Source organism: Bradyrhizobium sp. IC4059, assembly GCF_020193615.1.
Lineage (GTDB): Bacteria > Pseudomonadota > Alphaproteobacteria > Rhizobiales > Xanthobacteraceae > Bradyrhizobium > Bradyrhizobium yuanmingense.
In genome coordinates this window covers 20,288-40,158 of sequence record NZ_JADYVH010000001.1, presented here as the reverse complement: position 1 = coordinate 40,158, position 19,871 = coordinate 20,288, and the positions used below count along the sequence as shown (strand labels likewise).

Here is a 19,871-nt window from a genome sequence, read left to right as displayed (position 1 = left end):
TCCACCACCACCACGGCGCAATTTTCGATATGGAGCCGAAACGAGGCAGAGTTGCGACGCATGCAACTCCGCGTTCACGCCGGAGGCGAGAAGGCAGCGCTCACGCGCCGCCGAACCTCCAGACGGGGATGCCGAGCCGCTTCGCTTTGTCTGCCAGGTTGTCCTGGATTCCCGTGCCCGGGAAGTGCATGACGCCGATCGGCAGGAGTTCGAGCATGGCGTCGTTGCGCTTGAATGGGGCTGCCTTGGCGTGCTTTGTCCAGTCAGGCTTGAATGCGATCTGAGGCACCTTGCGGTTGCTTGCCCATTTCGAGGCGATAAGCTCCGCACCTTTGGGCGAGCCGCCATGGAGCAGGACCATGTCGGGATGCTTGGCGTAGACCTTGTCGAGGCGGTCCCAGATGAGGTGGTGGTCATTGAAGTCGAGCCCGCCGGTAAGTGCGATTTTCGGTCCTGCCGGCAACAAGACCTCGGTTTCAGCGCGACGCTTGGCTGCAATGAAGTCGCGGGAGTCGATCATAGCTGCCGTCAGCGTACGGTGGTTTACCAGCGATCCCGATCGAGGGCGCCAGGACGATCCGGTGTGAGCCTCAAAGCGCTCGATGGCCTGATCGCGGAAGAGCTCCAGGCAGTTGCGTCGCTCGATCAAGGTGATGCCTTCGGCCGTCAAGCGCTCGAGTTCGACTGATCGAACCTCGGAGCCATTCTGCTCGCGTTGGCTCTTTTGCTGCGCCTGCTCGTTGTCGTCGAGATGGCGTTCGATGCGGTCGACAGCACGATGGAACAGGTTGACGGTCGACCAGAGCAGATCGCCTAGGTCCGGCTCGAGTCGCGTGTCGCTCAGTGTCGCAACCAGGGCGTCGAAGATATCAGCGACGGCGCCAGCGATCATCTTGCCCTCGGGAAGCGGTCGTCGGTCAGGTTGGTCGTCGAAGGGATGGTAGCCGAAGAGCTGTAGCTCGATGAGGACGTGGTCAGTTGGAGAAGAGGCGTGCGGAGGTTCGATGTCATCACGGTCGGTCATTGGAGGGACCCTTTGCCGGATCGGCCGCGCCCATCGCGGCCTTCGTGGCGATCACTCAGACGGCGGGCGGAGCGGGCCAGAACCCGCAAGGGCCGTAGCGGCAGCGGAGGATGGCGGAGGCCGGCTATTTTGCTTCGCGATGCAAAGCGCCGGTTTGACGGCTGTTACGTATGCTTATCGCCGGCGCGCGGCGGAAAATAGCCGGGCGTAGCCATTGCCGGCCCGGTCCGCTTGCCGTCCGATCGCCCTCTAGAAGGCCGAGGTCGCGCCTCTTCCGGGCAATGGCCTCGTTATGACCGAGCTATCAACGTCGATCGAAGCACCAGCCTATTCTGCGGCGACCATCGACGAATGCAGGAAGCGGACGACGTCCTCTGGCACGAGTTGAAGCCGCAATGCTGCTCGGAGGGTCTCGAGACCGAAGATGTGCAGATCTTCGTTGAAATCGCCCAGCCGGGGCGACAACGCAATCGTTTCAACGCCGACGGCTTTTGCACGCTGGGTGAGAGTGGCCTGCACTGCATCTCCGGCGGCATCTGCGTCGCGGGCGATATAGAGCCGACGCAGGCTAGGTGGCAGCAACATGGCAGAGAGGTGATTGGCTGAGAGCGCCGCCGCCATAGGCATAGTCGGCAGCACGCAGCGCAATGACAGCATGGTCTCGATCCCCTCGCCCGCGGCGAGCACGTCGTCCACCACGCCGAAGCGAACGGCGTTACCAAGCAGGTCGCCCATGGCCCGTCTTGGCGTATCGATCGGGGCCTTGCCGAGCCGCACGCGATCAAAGCCGTGTGGATCGAGCCAGGTGCGATGCACGCCGGTGATCCGTCCATCGAGCTCCGTGACAGAGGCTATCATCGCCGGCCACGTTTCGGTCGACGAATGCTCGTCCGGTCGATAGTAGCAACGAGGGTGGAAGCGCAGGCTGCCATCATGATGAGCAAGGGCTATTCCGCGGCGCTGCAAGTACGTTTCGGCTACCGTCCCCTCGATCGGGCTGGATATCGCAAAGAGCCGGCGGGCGGCTTCCTGCGATCCAATTGGCGCCACCGAACGAATGGGTTTCGAGGCAGGCTGCGGCTCAGGACGAGGCAGCTTCAGAAACCGCCTCGCTTCCTCAGTGACCTCGCTGAAGTCGCGCAAACCCCGGCATTCGCGGATAATGTCGAGGAGGTCACCATGTTCTCCGGTCGCAGCATCGGTCCACTTGCCGGCTGGACCCTTCGGCGATTCGTGCAGCCGCACGAACATCGAGCGGCCCGGCGTGTTGCGGACGTCGCCCACCACCCAGTACCGCCCCGCCCGCTTGCCATTCGAGAGATAGTGTCGGCACACCGCCTCAGCCTCGCGCGAGAGGCGGCGTGCCAGTTCGGAAGCATCGCGGGACATCAGGCGGCCTCCCGCTCGCTGATGCGCGCTACCGGATACGTGTCGAGCACCCTGGACAGGACCTCCACGCCGCTCGTGTCCGTGGGCACGAACATGCTCAGCTTCCAAGAGATGATCTCCCCAATGAGGCCGTAAGCCCGCAGGCGATCGCGCATCGTGTCGTTGAAGCCCGACAGCTCGATGCGGTAGGCCCCCATCACCCTAACGCGGCGAAGCTGGAGATCCTCCCCGAGGTCGAGGACGGTTCGTCCGTCCATCAGCGCGGCAAAGGCAGCGTCCGGCGTGAGCGAAGGCGCGTCCGCCGCAAGGACGTTTACGACCCACTTGGCAGAAACCTTGCGTCCGATGACGCGTTCGCCCGCATCGCTCTGGAGCCGATAAACACGAGTCGATTCGTTCGGCAACCGTTTCCAGATGGGTAACAGCAATCCCGCAGCGACGTGGATCGTGCTCTCCGTGAACTCGGGCACCTCGGCAAGCTCCGCCAGCCACGCCGCGGCAAAACGTTCGCGATCCGCTTCAACCCAATGGCTCTCCGCCATCATGTTCAAGGGGACCTGGTGCTGCTCCATAGGCCGGATCAGGCGGATGCGGCGCTCGATCTCGCCGTCGTCGAGCATGATGCTCGGGGCCGGAATCTGCACGGCGGCCCTTCCCGAACGCTCGTTGATTAGCAGGACAGCATGATTAGAAAGACGAGCAAGGGCGTCATCCAAACCAACAGGATGGTTACGCTCGCGCTGCACGATGGTGAGCAGCCGCGTCTCGGCACTTGTGCGCGGATGGACATAGATCGTCCGCCGGTCAGTGACGACGAAGCTTTCGGCGCGAAGCGTTTCCAGACCGAGGTCGTAGGTGCCGGACGAAACAGTGCCCTCGATCCGAGCGGTCAAAAGCTGCTCGAAGGCAGTGAACAGGACATTCTGCAGGCCGATGGTGAGCGCCAACAACCTGTTCAGGAACGTCGTGATCGGTGGCAGGTCATCCCTGAGCCCATTGGCATCTGTCAGCTTCAGGCCGGTCGCATCCTCGAACCTCTCGAGCGAGCAACCGTCGACCTTGCCTCGGACGAGCAACGTGTAGAGCTGACGCAATGCGTCGCGCCCATACTGGCTTTCGAGATTGTCCTCGGGCCGGAATAGTCCCTGCCCTCCGGTTTGGCGCTGGCCGCGCGTAATGGCCCCCAACGTGTCGAGCCGGCGGGCAATGGTGCTGAGAAAGCGCTTTTCCGCCTTCACGTCGGTCGCGATGGGACGGAACAGCGGCGGCTGGGCCTGATTGGTCCGGTTTGTCCGGCCGAGCCCCTGGATCGCGGCATCCGCCTTCCAGCCGGGCTCGAGCAGGTAGTGAACCCGCAAGCGGCGATTTCGCGCTGACAACTCGGCGTGGTAGCTCCTCCCCCTACCGCCCGCGTCAGAGAGCACGAGGATACGCTTGACGTCGTCCATGAAGGCCGACATCTCAGCGAGATTGGCTGAACCAGCGCGATTTTCGACCACCAACCGGTCGCCCTTACGAATGATGCGGCGCAAGCGGCCAGTCACTTCGGCGACCATGTCGGTGCCGAAGCGCTGCACGATTTGATCCAGCGCGCCGGGTTCCGGAGGCAGCGAAGCAAGTTTCTCGATGAGACGGCCGCGTCGAGCGACGGCCTCCCGGCTCTCGACCGGCCGGCCATCGTGATAGATAGGCCGAGAGCAGAGGTTGCCCTCCGAGTCTGTAAAGGGCTCGTAAAGCTGGACCGGGAAGGAATGGGCGAGATAGTCGAGCACATACTCGCGCGGGGTGATGTCGACCTGGACGTCTCCCCAATCTTCGGTCGGGATCTCGGCGAGCCGGCGCTCCATCAGCGCTTCGCCCGTTGAGACAATCTGGATGATAGCGGCATGGCCGGCGTCGAGATCGCGGTCGATCGATCGGATGAGCGACGGCATCTTCATCGAAGTCAGCAGATGACCGAAGAAGCGCTGTTTGGCGCTCTCGAAGGCGGATCGGGCCGCAGATTTCGCCTGCCCATTCAGCGTTCCGGTTTCGCCGGTGATGTTGGCGGCCCGCATCGCCGCGTCGAGGTTGTTATGGATGATGCTGAACGCATCGGCATAGGCGTCGTAGATGCGAACCTGCTCCGGCGTAAGCTGGTGCTCGAGGAGCTCATACTCGACGCCTTCGTAAGAGAGCGAGCGGGCCGGGTAGAGGCCGAGCGCCTTGAGATCACGGGCCAGCACCTCCATCGCCGCGACCCCGCCCTGCTCGATCGCTTCGACGAACTCGGCACGAGTGGCAAACGGGAAGTCGGCACCGCCCCAAAGGCCGAGGCGTTGGGCATAAGCGAGATTGTGGACAGTGGTGGCGCCCGTCGCCGACACATAAACCACGCGAGCATTCGGCAAGGCATGCTGGAGCCTCAGGCCCGCGCGCCCCTGCTGAGAGGCCGCCTGATCGCCGCGCTCGCCCTTGCCCCCAACCGCGTTCTGCATGGCGTGGCTCTCGTTGAAGACGATCACTCCGTCGAAGTCCGAGCCCAACCATTCAACGATCTGCCTGACACGCGAAAGCTTTTCGCCACGCTCGTCGGTGCGTAGCGTGGCATAGGTGCCAAAAAGGATGCCTTCCGATAGCCGGATCGTTGTGCCCTGGCGAAACCGGGACAGTGGCGTAACAAGCAGCCGCTCGTTGCCGAGCGCGGACCAGTCGCGCTGGGCATCTTCGATCAGCTTGTCGGATTTGCTGATCCAGACCGCACGGCGGCGGCCCTTAAGCCAATTGTCGAGAAGGATCCCGGCGACCTGCCGCCCCTTGCCCGCGCCAGTACCATCGCCGAGAAACCAGCCGCGGGGAAAGCGGACGGCAGTCTCAGCGTCGTCACGCGCGGCGGCCACAACATCAAACGTCGCATCGACCGTCCAGGAGCCCGCAAGGAATTCGGAATGCGCCTCGCCCGCATAAATGACGCTTTCGATCTGGGCGTCCGACAGAACTCCGTCTGCCACCAGACTTAAGGGTAGATGCGGACGGTAGGACGGCTTCGGCGGCGCAACGGACGCCATCGCCGCGGATTGCACGAGCTTGGTCGGATGTGCGCACGATCCGGGAATACGGATCGACTGCAATCCGTACTCCTCATACAGCGCATCGGTGAGGCGGGCGCCTTCCGGCGGCGACCATTCGACAGTCTCGTACGCAAGTTCCACACCTTCCGGCGCGCTCCGCGAAGTCGACGAGGGGCTTGGTGCAATGGCGCCGGCCGATCGGAGCATCGCAGGGCGCCTAACGATGTCGGCCACGACCGGCACTGCGACGGGCAGCCTCGCTGGCACATACTGGGTCACCCACTCGAGCAAGGTGGCGACATCGCTGGCCATGCCTTGCGAGGCGGGAAAAGCCTTCGGATCGGCGGAGGGCAACTTATCGATGACGAGCAGCCTTGTGTCCGTCTGGGTGCCGTGCCTGGCGTAGACGGCGCTGTCGATCGCGGCGGAAAACACGACCCGTCCGCGCTCCTGGAGGCGAACGAAGGCCTCTAGCCACGCCGGGTTATCCGGCGCAAGGCCTGCGCCAGTGATGGCGACGAGGCGCCCGCCGTCGCGAAGACGCGCGAGCGCCGAAGCGATGTGGCGGAGTGCCGCATCCGCCATCCGTCGATCGACATTCGCCACCGCGGAGAACGGCGGGTTCATCAGAACGACGCTCGGTACTACACTCGCATCGAGGTGATCATCGATCTGCGCGGCGTCGAACCGCGTGACGTTAACGCCCGCAAACAGATGCTCGAGCCACCCTGCCCGGCTCTCGGCCAACTCGTTCAACATCAAGGCGCCCCCGGCGAGTTCTGCAAAGACGGCGAGCAAGCCCGTTCCAGCGGAAGGCTCCAAAATGCGATCGCCCGATGTAATGCCGGCTGCAGTGCATGCGACCAGTCCCAGCGGAATCGGCGTCGAGAATTGCTGAAGTGCCTGGCTGTCCTCCGAACGCCGCGTGTGGGTCGGCAGACAGTTCGCGACTTTCGACAGCATCGGCAGCATGGCAGCGGTTGAGCCAGCCCTGGCCCGTATGGCCGGTCCGAACTTGCGGAGAAACAGAACGGTTGCCGCCTCGCAGACGTCGTAGGCGGTCTTCCAATTCCAGGCACCGGCCGCGTCGGAGGCGTCGAAGGCAGCCTCCATGGCGCTACGCAGAACAGCGGCATCGATGCGCCGGCCGCGTTCGAGCTCGGTCAGGAGCTGTTGCGCGGCCCTGACAGCGGCGGAGGTGAGAGTAGCAGCGGCACGCATCGAGAGCGGCGCGGCGGTAGCGCCGCCCGCGAGAGATTCGGTCATGACAGGATTTCTTTCGGAGAGCGGGAACGGGTCGAACCATCAGGCGCTCTCCTTTGACCTAACGGCTCAAACCCTTCCCGGCCCGGCTCTCCCTCTCAAGGCTCGCCCATAAAAAATGGGGACCGGCGTTACACCCGGTCCCCAAGCAACTGTGGGATGGCCGGAGCCATCCCGTTCTGTGTCACTCAGCCGCATCAAGCTGCGGGTCGTCGCCGGCGTTCTCCCGATCCTCATCGTCGGCGAGGAATTCCGGCAGCGGACCTGCTTCGCCCTCCTGCCCCACCGGCGCTGCATCGGGATCAACGAGACGCAGCGGCTCCGGCAACCAACCTGAGCCGTCCAGAAGGCGCTCGGCCTCCTTGGCCATGTCGGCCTTCTTCAGATGGTCGATCAGTTGCGCCGACGACTCGCCCTTGGCTTCCCGCACCGCCTCCAGAATGCGCGGCTTGGTGACCCTACCGAGATAGTTGTCGACGGTCGGCCGCCAGCCGGCCTGCACCATGTCGAGCCCGACTGCGCGCGCCAGCACATCAGCTTGGTCGAGACGGGTGCGGACACCGTGAGCGGAGACACGGCCCTGATTGTAGCGGTTGGCCGGCTCATAGACGGCATTGACCGCAAACGATGCACAGTGGGCGAAGAGCGACGCCTGTGCACCACCATCGAGCGCCGTCAGCGCTTCCCAGAGATCGTTCTCGCTCTTCGGCAACCGTGCCTTCCAGCGCTCATGCCGCGCCTCGACGGCCTTGGCGGAGACGCTTTCTCTCAGCCCCGGAGCTTGAGCGGGAAAATTCGGCGTGCGAAGGCCGATCTCAAGACAGCTTCCGGACGATGCGAACCGGTAAAAGGCCGTCAGCACGAAGTTATGCAGCACCGCTTGGAACGCGATCGCAGGATTTTCTGCCAGCGCATCGCGCAATGCCAGCGTTCGATGCGCCGTCAGCTCGGTGATCAGCCGATCCGGCAGAGGCCTGGCCGCGTCCTCATCATCCTCTTCGGCATCAGGAGCGTCACCTGCGACTGCGATCACCATGCCCTGTGCGGAAAGGCCCCCTTCTTGACCTTCGGTCGACGACGCGTCGGCTCCCTGCCCGACATCAGGATCAGCTGCCGGCACCTCGTCCTCCGGCCGGACGTAACCCCGGTCCACGACGAGGCGTCCTTCGGAATCGATGCTGATGAAGACACCGGCTCGTGCGATCTCCGTCGGTTCGTAAAGCATCGGCCGGTCTTCGAATGCCGCCAGTGCTGCCTCGATTTCGCCGAGACGCTGGTCGATTTCGTCGGGCAGCTCGTCTGCATCCTGATAATCGGTTTCCAGCTTGGCTTGCTCGACGTTCAGCGCATCGATGGTGGCCTGCCCCTCAGGCGAGAGCTCGACAGGTCTGCCTTCGATTTTGCGCAGGCCGTGAACGTGTCCGTAGGGGAACTCTACGGCGACCGAGATCCACTTCCAGCCTTCGGCAGCAATCGCCTCAGCTTCGGCCTTGAGCTTTTCGGTCACGAGGCGGTCGAGCAACACGACGTCCTGAAGCCAGCCGCCGTCGTCGTGCTCGAACAAATCCCGCAGAACGCCGCCACCGGCGTGCTGATAGGTATCGAGGCCCACAAACTGCGCCCGGCGATCGGACCCGCGCACGGTCTTTTCAGTGAGCAGCCGGCGGATCTGGTAAGGCTCGTCATAACCGGAACGGCTGACGTTCTGCCAGACTTGCTCCTGGTGGGCGTGATCGGCTGTGACCGAGAACGCCATGAGCTGCTCGAGCGTCATGCCGTCTTCGGCATAGACCTCATGCAGCTTCGGCGACACCGACGCCAGCCGCAGCCGCTGCTTCACGATCGCAGGGTTCACGAAGTGCCGGGCGGCGATGTCTTCCTCGCTCATGCCGAGGTCGCGGAGCGTCTGGAAGGCCCGAAACTGATCGAGTGGATGCAGGCCGACCCGCTCGTCGTTCTCCGCCACCGAGTCATCCTCGGCGATGCCCCCTTCGCGGACGACGCACGGCACCGCCTGCGTCTTGGACATCCGCTTCTGTTTCACCAGGAGCTCGAGAGCCCGATAGCGCCTGCCGCCTGCCGGCACCTCGAACATGCCGGTCTCGTTGCCATCTGCATCAACGACGGCCCGGACGCTCAGACTTTGCAGAAGCGTACGCTGCGCGATGCTCTCGGCGAGCTGCTCGATCGAGACACCGGCCTTGACGCGGCGAACGTTCGACTGGCTGAGCACGAGCTTGTTAAACGGAATGTCCCGGAAGGCGACAGCGTGATCTTTTGTACGGCTTTCGTCATTTCGGCTCTCCACGACGGGCGGCCGTGAGACTCTCTCCCGGCTTCCAACCCGTCGCGAACAGCCTTCCCTCCTCTCACTCTCGCGCGAGGCCGAGCATCACGCCGGCTCGCGATCGGCGACAGCCGAATCCAGCGACGCGGGCTCAACGGACCGGGGAATGAAGTCGAGCAAATAGTCCGCGGCCTTGCTCGCTTGCGAGGCGGCACGCACGATGGCGCGATTGTCTTCGCGCAGGACTTCAAGCCAGGAGCCGATATAGTCGGCATGACGCACGGTCGGGACGATCCCGAGCGACGCGCAGCTGAACGCGGAACTCAACTCGGCGACCAGTTCTTCGAAGGCATATTTCTTCGTACCGTAGGATCCGCTCTGGTCGCGGTTGAGGCGCGAGGGATGCCCAGTCGCATGACCGAGCTCATGCAACGCAGTGCGGTGCCAGTTGATGGGTTCGAAGTAGGCCTGCGGCGGTGGGACCTGAACATAGTCTTCGGCTGTTGCGTAGAATGCGCGATCTCCACCGATCCGAAATGGAATTCTGCTGGCCTTGATCAGGGCGTTCACCGTGGGTTCGATGAGGCCAGCCGGCGGTGGCGGCGCAGCGGTGGCAATCTCGTCAGGCAGATCTGCGCACTGATCGACATTGAAAACGGTAAATCGTTTGAGGAATGGAATCGCCTGGGCGTCTTCGCCGGTCTCGGCGGCGCGTCGCCTTTCGTCATTCGGCACGAAACGATCCGCGTAGACAACGGTGGTACCGCGCTCTCCTTTGCGAACGTGACCACCAAGCGAGAGCGCCTGGCGGAAAGTGAGCCAGCTTTGCCCGGTGAATCCGCGTTCGATCACGGCTCCCCAGAGAATGAGGATGTTCACGCCACTGTATTGCCGATTGGTCGACGCATTTTTCGGCATGGCCAGCGGCGCTTTCGCCGCGGACGTACCCCAGGGTTGAACCCAGGGGACGCGTCCGGCCTCAAGCTCGGCAATGATCTTGTCGGTAATTTCGTTATAGAGGGTTGCCCGGTCCTGGCCGGCGCGCGCGCGAGCAGTAGCGTTTGACATCGCGGGTCTCCGCGACGGGCGCCGCGAGCCTCTCTCGCAACTTCTAACCCGTCACGGAAAAACCAGCCTGCACTCTTACTCTCAGCCCTTGCGCCATCTACCGAGGGCCTCATTCGCGATCAGGCGTGCGCCCAAGGGCGCATCGCCGCAACGGAAAATGGCACCCGGAGAGCGTGAGCATAGCGACCCGAAGGGGCACGCGGGTCCGAGTGCAGCGACGAGACCGGTTCAATAGCGGCACCCGGGAACGGGGCAGTGATAGCGATCGCCGCAGGCGAGCCCCTTTCCCGAGTGTCCCCCGGCGAGGAGCACCAAAGCTCTAGCGCGAGGGATCGAAGCCGCAAGGCCGAGACGCTGCGCGGCTCGGTTCACGAGAGCCCGGTGCGGCCCTGGCCGCACTCGCCAAAACCTGAGCGAACGTGATGCAGGCAATGATACGAGAATCGCCCGACATTTTCACAGAGTCTCACAATTATGGAAGAGAGGCCTGTGGGCGGAGCGACAGCGAAGACCACTCGCGGACGCGGCGAAAGAGGCACCCGCAGGAGGGTCAGCATAGCGCCGACGCGTAGCGGCGGGACCCTGGAGCGAGTGCAGTCGCGAGACCGGTTAAGAAGGCACCCGACCCGAAGGGCAGTGATAGCGACGCCGGCATGCAATGACGGCGGGCCCGAGGGCGAGTGCCTCCGGCGAGCGACTCAATACGGCTTCAGGTCTGCTTGGTATCAATTTTGCTTTTGTGATAGCGTCTCACTCGTGCGCATGTCTATGCACGGCGTGGGCATATTCACTGAGAGCCAATTCTTACAGAGGACGACATGGCCAAGAAAGCGAAGAAGGCAAAGAAGACCGCGAAGGCAGCCACCAAGAAGGTGGCAAAGAAGACTTCAAAGAAAAAGAAGTAGTCATATCGGCTGCTGATATATTGCCGCCTTCGGGTCGCAACCCGGATAAAAAGCGAGACCTCCCAAAGGATATGAAGCGTCCTTTGCAGCCGTTTGGTATCGCGGCACGCTAAGATAAGGCCGGACCTTTGTGCAGGTGGCTGCTGCATAAAGGTCCGGTTTTTCGTTTCTGCCCCGCGAGGGCGTGATTTGCTCGTGCGCGAGGGATCGAAGCCGTAAGGCCGAGACGCTGCGCGGCTCGGTTCATGAGAGCCCGGTGCGGCGACAGCCGCACGCGCTAATCGGACAAGGAGCAACCACCTGAGCTCGGACGTCTGAAGTATCGGAGATGGATTCTTCAGTTCGTTCTTGCCCACCCTAGCACCTCGCCAAGCTGAAAATTCAGCCTTCGAAAAACCACGAGATCCCACGATCCCGAAATCCCAGTCGTGTGTTAGTGATGGGGAACGTCTGCGGGACTAAACGATTCGTCTCAGCGTGGGAGAACCTTTCAATGCTGATGACCAAGCAGCGACGGCCGGCGATCCGTACCCTGCGCGGTTGGGCGATCAACGTGCTGAACGAAGCCGGCGCCATCCGCGAGTGCGAGGAGCACGGCTGGATACAGGATCGCGCCGATCCGCATGCACGCGAGCGCGCCTTCGATATCGCTCGTGAGGACCCGCAGCAGACCTATCCCGCGGCTTCCGCTACTTCACGGGTTGGCATCGATACTTAGCGTCGGTTCTCCTCGTCAGGGGCGCATTCTGGGCAGGTGTCACCAATCGAGTCCAGCACGTCACGAACCGGTCTCCTGCTCAGCGGCCTAGCCGTTTCTCCACCCGCTTGCGCGCAGTGCCGACCTTTTTGACTGCCTTCTTCACCGCCGGCGCCGACTTTCCCGTCTTCTTCGCCTCGTACTGCACTTCGTAGTCCTGCCCGCCGGCCACCCGTGCCCGGTCCTGCTTTCGCCCGCGCGCCGTCTTCGACTTCTTCGCTGCCGCCACGGATACCTCCTGTTCGTGGCATCGAGGCAACGCAACAAGGATTCAGCGGTTCCGGAACGAATCGAACTGTGCCAATTTGAATTGGCTGTAGCGTGGAGTTAGTCAGTGGCATTTCAGCGTAAAATGCCGGCGGCCATCGGCATCAAGGCGCCTTTCCCCGGCTTCATCGAACCGGCCCTGGCCACCTCGATCGAGAAGGTGCCGTCCGGAGATCGCTGGATTCACGAAATCAAGTTCGACGGCTACCGCGTACAGGTCCATCTGGTCACCGAGACGGCGAAGATCTTCACCCGGCGCGGCCACGATTGGACACATCGCTTCAAGAAGGTCGCTCATGACGCCTGGCGGATCAAGGCGAACTCCGCGGTGGTGGACGGCGAAATCGTGGTACCGGCCGCCGACGGCACGACAGACTTCTCGGTCCTGCAGAACGAGCTCAAGGGCAAATCGAAGAGCATCGTGCTCGTGGCGTTCGATCTTCTCTATCTGAACGGCCGCGATATCCGGAAGCTGCCGCTCTTTCAACGCAAGGCCGAACTCAAGAAGATCCTAAGCGGCACAGACATCCAGTTCAGCGAAAGCTTCGAGATAGACGGCCGCGAGATGTTCGCGCACGCCTGCAAGCTCGGCCTCGAAGGGGTCGTTTCGAAGGTCCGGGGCAGCGCCTATCCGACGGGACGCACGAACGACTGGGTCAAGAAGACCTGCGTACAGCGTGAGACGCTGACCATTGCCGGTTTCGCACTCGATGGAACGAAGTGGGACGGCATCTACGTCGGCCGGCGCAAGGGCGACGATCTGGTCTACGCTGGCAAAGTCGACCACGGCTTCGACAAGGTCTCGGCCGCCGATCTGCAGAAACGGCTTAAACCCCTCATCCGAAAGACCCAACCGTATACCAAGCGCGTCGGTCACAAGGGCATCTGGGTCGAACCCAAGCTTCTGGCGGAGATCGAGTATCGCGCGAAGTCGGCCGAGGGAAAGGTTCGCCACCCCTTCTTCCGGGGCCTGCGGGAGGACCTGTGATGGATGCGTTCGATCGCTTCTGGCAGTGGGCGAACAAGCCCCCGGAAAGTCCGCCGACGATCCCGGCCGAGCTGCATCGAGCGGTCATGGAGCTCGCTCCCGAGGACCGACGGGACCGCACCGCGGTGAACCGAGCGGCAGCGCGCGTACCAGATCCCGACCGATGAACGCTTGACGGTGACCTCTGGCCTTCACTCGGTACCGCGGAGCAAGAACCCGTCAAGAAACTAGCTTCGCGCTCGCCGCAGCGCAGCTTCCAATCGCTCCCTCTCCTTGTTCCAGCGAACGTCTTCGGCTTGTGATCTCTTCGCGAGAGCCTCAACCTCGGCCTGGATGGCGGCGGCCCGTTTCGCGTGCTCCTGCTCCGCCTTGTCCAACGCAGCCTGCGCCTTGTCGACCACCTGCTAACGGCGCTCACGCTCTTTCTGCCTGGCGGCCTCTTCCCTCGCCCGTTCAGCTTCCCGGCGCTTCTCCTCTCGTTCGTAGGCAAGTGCGGCCTTCCGCTCCGCCGCCTTGTCGACCGGACGCGAGGAAGGCTTCTTCGGAATAGCACTCTTCGATTTGCGCGCGGCTTTCGTCGATCTTTTGTCCCCGCCAAGATCGGAGGGCAGTTCGGCTTGCTAAAGGATCCGTCGGATCCGACCGGGCGCCTGAGAACGACGCCAGGCTTCTTCATGGCCGCAGCGATGACGGCCGGATCGTCGCTTTCCTTCGCCGCTCCCTGGTGGAAGAGATTGCTGTTGGCGCCCCAGGCTTCGAGGGCCGCTTTCATGGAGGGAGCGGCGATCGCCAGATCGAAGAAGCCCAGCGAAGTCTGAAAGGTTTTCAGTTTTCTCGCCATCGGTCTGATCCGCCCTCCTTAATCGAGCGTCAACGTCGCATGCCACGGAGCCTGCGGAACACGACGCGGCCCCGAAGCGTTCCCTAATCCTTGAAGGACGTCCATGCATTTCGCAACGTGCTCTTAAGGATTGGCCTCGAATGAGCCGGACGTCGACCCTGCCCAAGCGCCTGCAGCCGATGCTCGCTACGCTCACCGACGCGCCGTTCGACGATCCCGGCTGGGTTTTCGAGGACAAGTATGACGGCTTCCGGATGATCGCCGAAATCCGGCGAGGCAAGGTTGCGCTCTACAGCCGAAATGGCAAGATCATCAGCCGCAACTATATCGAGGTCGCTAAAGCGCTGGAGGGCGTGAAGGGCGATGCCGTGATCGACGGGGAGCTCGTCGCGATCGGAAAGGACGGCGTCTCGCATTTCCAGTTGCTTCAAAACGCGCTGCGCCATGAGGCGAAGCTTTTGTACTGCGCGTTCGACCTGATGTTCGCGGATGGCGAGGACCTGCGCGTGCTGCCGCTCCTCGAGCGCAAGAAGCGGCTCAAGGCCATCCTTCCGCGCCACAAGCTCATCGCGTTCAGCAACCACCGCAAAGGCAAGGGAACGAAATTCTTCGCAGATGCCGAGCGGAGGCATCTCGAAGGCATCATGGCCAAGCGCGCCGATAGCCCGTACGCGTCCGGACGCCGGACCGCCGACTGGCTGAAGGTGAAGACCGCGCAGCGGCAAGAGGTCGTGATCGCCGGCTTCACGGCGCCGAGGCGAACCCGGCCTTTCTTTGGCGCTCTCGTCCTCGCGGTACGCGAAGGAGATGCATGGCGGTACATAGGCCACGTTGGCACCGGCTTCAGCCACCAAGTTCTCGAAGAGCTTCATGGCAAGCTCATGAAGCTCAAAACCGCCAAGTCACCGTTCCCTGCAAAGGTGAAGGATGAGCAGGTCACGACCTGGGTGCGTCCTGCGTTGGTCGCAGAAGTGAAGTTCGCGGAGTGGACCAGCAACGGCGAGCTGCGCCAGCCGGTCTATCTCGGGCTGCGGTCCGACAAAAACGCGAAGGACGTCGTACGCGAAAAAGAAGTGGTCGCGAAAATAGCGCGCCGAGACGAAGCGTAGACCTGTTCAGCCGGCGTCGCGCTCGGATGCCGAAGGCCATGGCGGCAAGGGCGGCAACCCGAGAGCCTTACGTACCGGTCCGAACGATCTCCGGTGAGCCGCGCATGCACCAAGCCTGGCGAGCGCTTCATAATGAGCCGGCACCGGGTAGCCCTTGTGATCCGCGAAGCCATAGCCGGGGTGTCGTACATCGAGCGTCCGCATGACGGCGTCGCGCTCGACCTTCGCGAGGATGGAGGCGGCCGCGATGCTGGCGGACTTGGCGTCGCCTTTGATGATGGCCTGCTGATGAATATCGATTTCCTTCAACCGCTTCGCATCGATCAGCAAGTGCTGCGGCGTCAACCCCAGTCCCCGGACCGCACGCTGCATAGCCTGGATGCCCGCCCAATAGATATTGATGCGTCGATCTCGTCGACTTCGACGAACGCCACACACCAACTCTCTGCCTTTTGCTTGATCTCCTTGGCGAGTTCTTCGCGAGCCGCGGCATCGAGCTTTTTTGAGTCGTCGATTCCGACTATCCGCGTGCCCGGTTTAAGGATCACGGCGCCAGCGGAGACCGGCCCGGCGAGAGGGCTCATTCCGGCCTCATCCACGCCTGCCACGGCATGATGGCCTGTTTCCCAGAGAGAGGTCTCGAAGCGGAGGATCTTGCGAAGGCGCTGCCCTTCCGACCTATTTTCGAAGCGGCCTTTATCGATTGAAGCCAGGATGGCACGCGCTCCGGCGCGGGTGTCGGCCCGCAAGATCAGCTCGACGCTGGCCTCGAGCGGTCTTTTCTCGACGACATAGCGCTGACGCAATACATCGAGTGAGTACTGGGACATTATGGCCTTCGTGAAGATTGACTGTGGGGGAGCATGTCAGCGAACTTTATGGCGATTGTCTGAAGTAGCTATACAGCCTCACCGACCGCGGAACCGCTCTCTCAAAAAGGAACCCGGCCAGCTCTCCCGCGCGGGTTCAGCCTCCATTTCCTCGCTATATTGTCGCTCGCCGGCTCGGTAGAAGGACCCGTGCTCAGTCGCCGTCCCGAGTAGATCGGGGCCCGCATGGCCGCAAACAACGTAACGGCGGTACGCTTGGGGCTGGGGAGGCAAATCGACAGTCCGGACTATCAAACCGCTGCTACCATTTGGCGGATTTTTCTTCCCTCAGTCGCGACCTCAAGACGCGTTTGCTCTTGCCCGTTCGCGCGCCTCGCGCCGACGTTCACGTCTTTCGCGCCGTCGCTTGGCACGATCGGCGGGCTGCCGCAGCGGAGGAACAGGCGCCGGCGAGGTCGCACTCGTCTCCAGAACTGGAGGCGCCTCGGCCCTTTCCAAGGCCGTTGGCCGCGCTTCCATCAATTCGGCAACGCCCGTCCTTTGGACGTGATCTTCCATCCTCCGCTTATCCGTTCGACCAATCCTTGTGAGAAGATGTCGAGGTCGGGCACTCTCGCCGCGAGGCGCCTGGTCCGGTCGGCCCAGTCGCGGCCACTCGTTGCCAGGATGGCCATATCCCTCTTGAGGTCCTCCATCACGGCAAAGCCGTCCGGATAAGCTACCAAAATCTTCAGGAGGGTGACCTGGAAGTTCACGCCGGCCCCCGCGATCAGCGCCACATCGTCGGCGCGTGCGAGAGGGCGTCGCGACCAACCTGTTTGAGACCTTCGGGAGAGATCTCGCCTCTCGTCGCAGCCTCTAGGATTTTCGACGCGACGTGGGTACGTGCCCCGATCTCGCAGTGCGAGATGCTTTCACAGACTTCATCGAGAACCACGCGTAAAAGCGCGGTGGTTGCCGTGTCGAACATATGCTGCCCCCATAAGGGAAAATCTAATCCTAGCGCGGTTTCGCCAGCTTGGGGATTCAAGCATGTTAAACTTTGCGGATGGTGCACTGCACCCATAGCTGCGTCTCGCCCCCAACGGATCGTCTCACTGGCCGAAGCCCCCCAACCGAACTGATTAGGCTGAAAGACTATGCTGCCCAAACACTCTCCCCAGGGCAAATCACGTAATTTGATAAACTTCCGCAGTGGCGCGGCCAGCGGCGCGCAAAGTGTCCCCCTCATTTCAAATCGCGAGGTCGACGGCTCTATGCGCCGTTGGTTCGGCCTCGCCGGCTGTCGCATTTCTGCCGGTCAGCGCGATAGTCTCACGCGACCTCGTCGAGATGGGATTTACCATCCGCCAGAGCCTGCGCGGATGACGAAGGAGTGACCGTCTGGCGTGACCGGTGCTTCACGATAGGCTAGGCCGACTTTCGCTGCGGCTTTTTCGCCGCGCTCTCTTTCGCCGTTTTTTTGCCGGTGATCGGCATCAGCATTTCCTTCTGCCCGGCCGCCGCCTTGCGCGGCTTCTTGGCTGTCTTCTTCGGCGCCTCTGTCGGGCCTGTCGCGTCTCGTCCGATGCTCTTGCGCAGCGCGTCCATCAGATCCACGACGTTCTCACCTCGAGGACGCGCTTTCGCTGTGATGGGTTTGCCGGCGCGCTTCTGATTAATGAGATCGATGAGGGCGGTTTCGTACTGGTCTTCGAACTTGTCCGGCTCGAAATGGCCCGCCTTCTGATTGACGATGTGCTTGGCGAGATCAAGCAAGTCCTTGGTGACTTTGACATCTTGAATGTCGTCGAAATACTCATCCGCGGCACGGACTTCGTAGGGGTAGCGCAGCAGCGTACCCATCAGTCCCTTGTCGAGCGGCTCGAGCGCGATGATGTGCTCGCGATTGGTCAGCACCACGCGACCGATTGCAACCTTGTTCATCTCGCGGATGGTTTCCCGAATGACGGCGAAGGCATCGTGCCCGACTTTACCGTCGGGACTCAGGTAGTAGGGGCGAATGAGATATCGCGGATCGATCTCGCTGCGGTCGACGAACTCGTCGATCTCGATGGTTCGCGTCGATTCCAGCGCGACGTTCTCAAGCTCCTCCTTGGTCACCTCGATGAAGGTGTCGGTATCAACTTTGTAGCCCTTGACGATGTCCTCGTTGTCGACCTCCTCGCCGGTGTCGGCGTCGACCTTGGCGTACTTGATCCGATGGCCGGTCTTTCGGTTCAACTGGTTGAACGAGACCTTTTCGGATTCCGACGTAGCCGGATAGAGCGCAACCGGACAGGTGACGAGGGAAAGACGAAGGAAGCCTTTCCAGTTGGCGCGGGGGGCCATCGCGGGGGAACTCCATTACTGATGCCGGATTCAAGACGAACGGCTCGCCTGGTTCCGCATCGCGACCCGTCCAACAGGCCGATTTTTCTCACCTAGGCCCTTGGACGGACTCGACATTTGTTCTTGTTATGTTCTGATTCGGGCATGACCGACCGACCCGCGAGCTGGCGCATGCCGACCCCGAAGCAAATGGAAAAGCTGTCTGCCGAAGCCGCCCGTAGGCCGGGCTCTTCGACTCCGGCTCCGGATTCGCAGCTTCCAGCCGAATACTGGGAATCAGTCCTCAAAGACCCTCGCGCCGGGAGGACAGCGGCCGGAGCGCGGCAGCGACGTCTTTCCTAAATGCAGCGTCACGTACTGCGCGTCTCCTGCCGCCGCTGCGAGCGGACCGTAGAAATCCAGACCGCCGATGCCATCCGCTTGTATGGCGCCAACGCCGTCTGGAAGGACGTGGCGCAGCGGTTGCTCGACAACACCTGCCAGCAGCGCACCGGCAGGCATGAAGAAGACGGGTGCTGGCCCGCCTTCGAGACACCGTAGTTCCTCTGGATTTGCCGATCCGTTCTCTTTGCGCCTGGATGTCCGGATGGCCCCGAAGTATCACCCTACGCCGCTGTCGGGCGGCGACCGTAAGGCTCTGACGAAGGAGCTCGGCAAGGCACGCGCGATGGCTAGCATGCTGGCTACCCAATCGGCGGAGATGCGGGCCAAAGGCGAGGCGATGATCCAGCAAGCCGATAGACTGCTTTGCGAAAGCTGGAACGAGCGGATGTGGAGTGACGGCGAACCGATCGATCCGTCACCCACCATGGATCAGGCGGTGAACGGAGGCTTCCCCTGGTTGGAGATCAGGTGCGCGCGCTGCAAGACGCCGAGCGACGTCGACCTCGCGGCGATGAAGCACCCGCCGACCACCTTCGTGCACGATCTCGCCAGCCGGTTGCGCTGTCGCAAATGCGTCAAGGCGGGCCGGCGTCCATCCGCGACTCTGCTACAGTTGACCTGGCAGCCGCGCCATCCTCGAACCGAATCCTGACCGATGTGCAATCTTTATTCGATCACGACCAACCAGGCCGCGATCAGCGCGCTGTTTCGTGTCGTGAACCGATACGTTGGCAATCTGGCACCGATGCCCGGGGTTTTTCCGGACTACACGGCGCCAATCGTACGTAACGGCGCCAATGGCCGCGAACTCACGACTGCGCGCTGGGGAATGCCATCATCGTCAAAAGTGCTGATGGACGCCACGAAGAAATGGGCCGAAAAACTGCAGGCCAAGGGCAAGGCAGTGGATTTCAAGGAATTGTTGCGGATGGAGCCGGACGGCCGCACGACAAACATCCGCAACGTGAAAAGCAAGCACTGGACGAGATGGCTCGGCACAGAAAATCGTTGCTTGGTGCCGTTCAACTCGTTCAGCGAGTTCAACAAGGGCGAGGGCGGTAATATCTGGTTCGCGCTCGATGAGACCCGTCCCCTCGCCTGCTTCGCCGGCATCTGGACCAACTGGACGTCCGTCCGGAAGGTCAAGGAAGGTGAGACGACTAACCACCTTTACGCATTCCTCACGACAGAGCCCCGACGTCGCGGCCATCCACCCCAAGGCGATGCCCGTGATTCTAACGACACCGGACGAAGTCGAAGCCTGGATGACAGCAACTCCGGACGAGGCCTTGAAGCTGCAGCGGCCGCTTCCGGACGGGTCGCTAAAAATAGTCGCTCGCGGCGTCAAGGAAGATCCGACTGGGCCGGCGCCGTGACG

The 19,871-nt window shown here is 62.4% G+C and carries 11 protein-coding genes and 6 pseudogenes; 6 read left to right on the top strand and 11 right to left on the bottom strand.

Translation table 11 applies throughout. The annotated features are described in order from the left end of the window. Positions 1-100: 100 nt before the first annotated feature. The 5 genes and pseudogenes from I6F12_RS00180 to I6F12_RS00160 form a co-directional block, all read right to left on the bottom strand. Complete coding sequence (locus tag I6F12_RS00180; RefSeq protein ID WP_225155227.1) at positions 101-1,024, bottom strand: DUF2493 domain-containing protein; 924 nt, start codon at positions 1,022-1,024, stop codon at positions 101-103. Positions 1,025-1,351: 327 nt separating this feature from the next. Continuing rightward, a complete protein-coding gene (locus tag I6F12_RS00175) occupies positions 1,352-2,413 on the bottom strand; it encodes a toprim domain-containing protein (RefSeq protein ID WP_225155226.1) in 1,062 nt (353 codons plus the stop codon). Then, a complete protein-coding gene (locus I6F12_RS00170) occupies positions 2,413-6,729 on the bottom strand; it encodes a strawberry notch-like NTP hydrolase domain-containing protein (protein ID WP_225155225.1) in 4,317 nt (1,438 codons plus the stop codon). The genes I6F12_RS00175 and I6F12_RS00170 overlap by 1 nt, the downstream gene beginning before the upstream one ends. A gap of 181 nt (positions 6,730-6,910) precedes the next feature. Continuing rightward, a pseudogene (locus I6F12_RS00165) lies at positions 6,911-9,021 on the bottom strand (ParB/RepB/Spo0J family partition protein). A gap of 97 nt (positions 9,022-9,118) precedes the next feature. Further along, positions 9,119-10,081 (bottom strand): zincin-like metallopeptidase domain-containing protein, encoded by a 963-nt coding sequence (locus I6F12_RS00160; protein WP_225155224.1) that lies wholly within the window; start codon positions 10,079-10,081, stop codon positions 9,119-9,121. Positions 10,082-11,479: 1,398 nt separating this feature from the next. Here I6F12_RS00160 and I6F12_RS00155 point away from each other — a divergent pair. After that, positions 11,480-11,704, top strand: a complete 225-nt coding sequence (locus I6F12_RS00155) for a hypothetical protein (RefSeq protein WP_225155223.1) — start codon at positions 11,480-11,482, stop codon at positions 11,702-11,704. A 79-nt stretch (positions 11,705-11,783) separates the two neighbouring features. Here I6F12_RS00155 and I6F12_RS00150 read toward each other — a convergent pair whose 3' ends face one another. Then, complete coding sequence (locus I6F12_RS00150) at positions 11,784-11,972, bottom strand: DUF3606 domain-containing protein (RefSeq protein ID WP_225155222.1); 189 nt, start codon at positions 11,970-11,972, stop codon at positions 11,784-11,786. Positions 11,973-12,077: 105 nt separating this feature from the next. On the opposite strand from I6F12_RS00150, the gene ligD (I6F12_RS00145) reads away from it, so the two are divergent. After that, positions 12,078-12,998: a non-homologous end-joining DNA ligase gene (ligD, locus tag I6F12_RS00145; RefSeq protein ID WP_225155221.1), complete on the top strand. Its 921-nt coding sequence runs from the start codon at positions 12,078-12,080 to the stop codon at positions 12,996-12,998. Between the two features lie 227 nt (positions 12,999-13,225). On the opposite strand, the pseudogene I6F12_RS00140 reads toward ligD (I6F12_RS00145), so the two are convergent. Then, positions 13,226-13,839 (bottom strand): annotated as a pseudogene (locus tag I6F12_RS00140) (cell envelope biogenesis protein TolA). 140 nt (positions 13,840-13,979) lie between these two features. Between I6F12_RS00140 and ligD (I6F12_RS00135) the strand changes: the two are divergent. Further along, positions 13,980-14,948, top strand: a complete 969-nt coding sequence (ligD, locus tag I6F12_RS00135; RefSeq protein WP_225155220.1) for a non-homologous end-joining DNA ligase — start codon at positions 13,980-13,982, stop codon at positions 14,946-14,948. Positions 14,949-14,954: 6 nt separating this feature from the next. Here the strand turns inward: ligD (I6F12_RS00135) and I6F12_RS00130 are convergent. From I6F12_RS00130 to I6F12_RS00115, 4 genes and pseudogenes are all read right to left on the bottom strand, one after another. Then, positions 14,955-15,778 (bottom strand): annotated as a pseudogene (locus tag I6F12_RS00130) (ribonuclease HII). A 339-nt stretch (positions 15,779-16,117) separates the two neighbouring features. Continuing rightward, positions 16,118-16,533, bottom strand: a pseudogene (locus I6F12_RS00125) (hypothetical protein). 14 nt (positions 16,534-16,547) lie between these two features. After that, positions 16,548-16,748 (bottom strand): hypothetical protein, encoded by a 201-nt coding sequence (locus I6F12_RS00120; protein WP_225155219.1) that lies wholly within the window; start codon positions 16,746-16,748, stop codon positions 16,548-16,550. Between the two features lie 440 nt (positions 16,749-17,188). Then, positions 17,189-18,109 carry a Ku protein gene (locus I6F12_RS00115; protein ID WP_225155218.1) on the bottom strand — a complete coding sequence of 307 codons (921 nt, stop codon included), beginning with the start codon at positions 18,107-18,109 and terminating at the stop codon, positions 17,189-17,191. Between the two features lie 144 nt (positions 18,110-18,253). Between I6F12_RS00115 and I6F12_RS00110 the strand changes: the two are divergent. From I6F12_RS00110 to I6F12_RS00100, 3 genes and pseudogenes are all read left to right on the top strand, one after another. After that, positions 18,254-18,649: pseudogene (locus I6F12_RS00110) on the top strand (hypothetical protein). 46 nt (positions 18,650-18,695) lie between these two features. Then, on the top strand, positions 18,696-19,145 hold the full coding sequence (locus I6F12_RS00105; protein ID WP_225155724.1) for a hypothetical protein: 450 nt from the start codon (positions 18,696-18,698) through the stop codon (positions 19,143-19,145). Positions 19,146-19,148: 3 nt separating this feature from the next. Then, positions 19,149-19,869, top strand: a pseudogene (locus I6F12_RS00100) (SOS response-associated peptidase family protein). Positions 19,870-19,871 lie beyond the last annotated feature (2 nt).

What these genes read in the sequence shown, in the direction of transcription:
- I6F12_RS00180 (WP_225155227.1), bottom strand. Translation starts at nt 1,024, where the DNA reads ATGACCGACCGTGATGACATCGAACCTCCGCACGCCTCTTCTCCAACT.
- I6F12_RS00175 (WP_225155226.1), bottom strand. Translation starts at nt 2,413, where the DNA reads ATGTCCCGCGATGCTTCCGAACTGGCACGCCGCCTCTCGCGCGAGGCT.
- I6F12_RS00170 (WP_225155225.1), bottom strand. Translation starts at nt 6,729, where the DNA reads ATGACCGAATCTCTCGCGGGCGGCGCTACCGCCGCGCCGCTCTCGATG.
- I6F12_RS00160 (WP_225155224.1), bottom strand. Translation starts at nt 10,081, where the DNA reads ATGTCAAACGCTACTGCTCGCGCGCGCGCCGGCCAGGACCGGGCAACC.
- I6F12_RS00155 (WP_225155223.1), top strand. Translation starts at nt 11,480, where the DNA reads ATGCTGATGACCAAGCAGCGACGGCCGGCGATCCGTACCCTGCGCGGT.
- ligD (WP_225155220.1), top strand. Translation starts at nt 13,980, where the DNA reads ATGAGCCGGACGTCGACCCTGCCCAAGCGCCTGCAGCCGATGCTCGCT.
- I6F12_RS00120 (WP_225155219.1), bottom strand. Translation starts at nt 16,748, where the DNA reads ATGTTCGACACGGCAACCACCGCGCTTTTACGCGTGGTTCTCGATGAA.
- I6F12_RS00115 (WP_225155218.1), bottom strand. Translation starts at nt 18,109, where the DNA reads ATGGCCCCCCGCGCCAACTGGAAAGGCTTCCTTCGTCTTTCCCTCGTC.
- I6F12_RS00105 (WP_225155724.1), top strand. Translation starts at nt 18,696, where the DNA reads ATGGCCCCGAAGTATCACCCTACGCCGCTGTCGGGCGGCGACCGTAAG.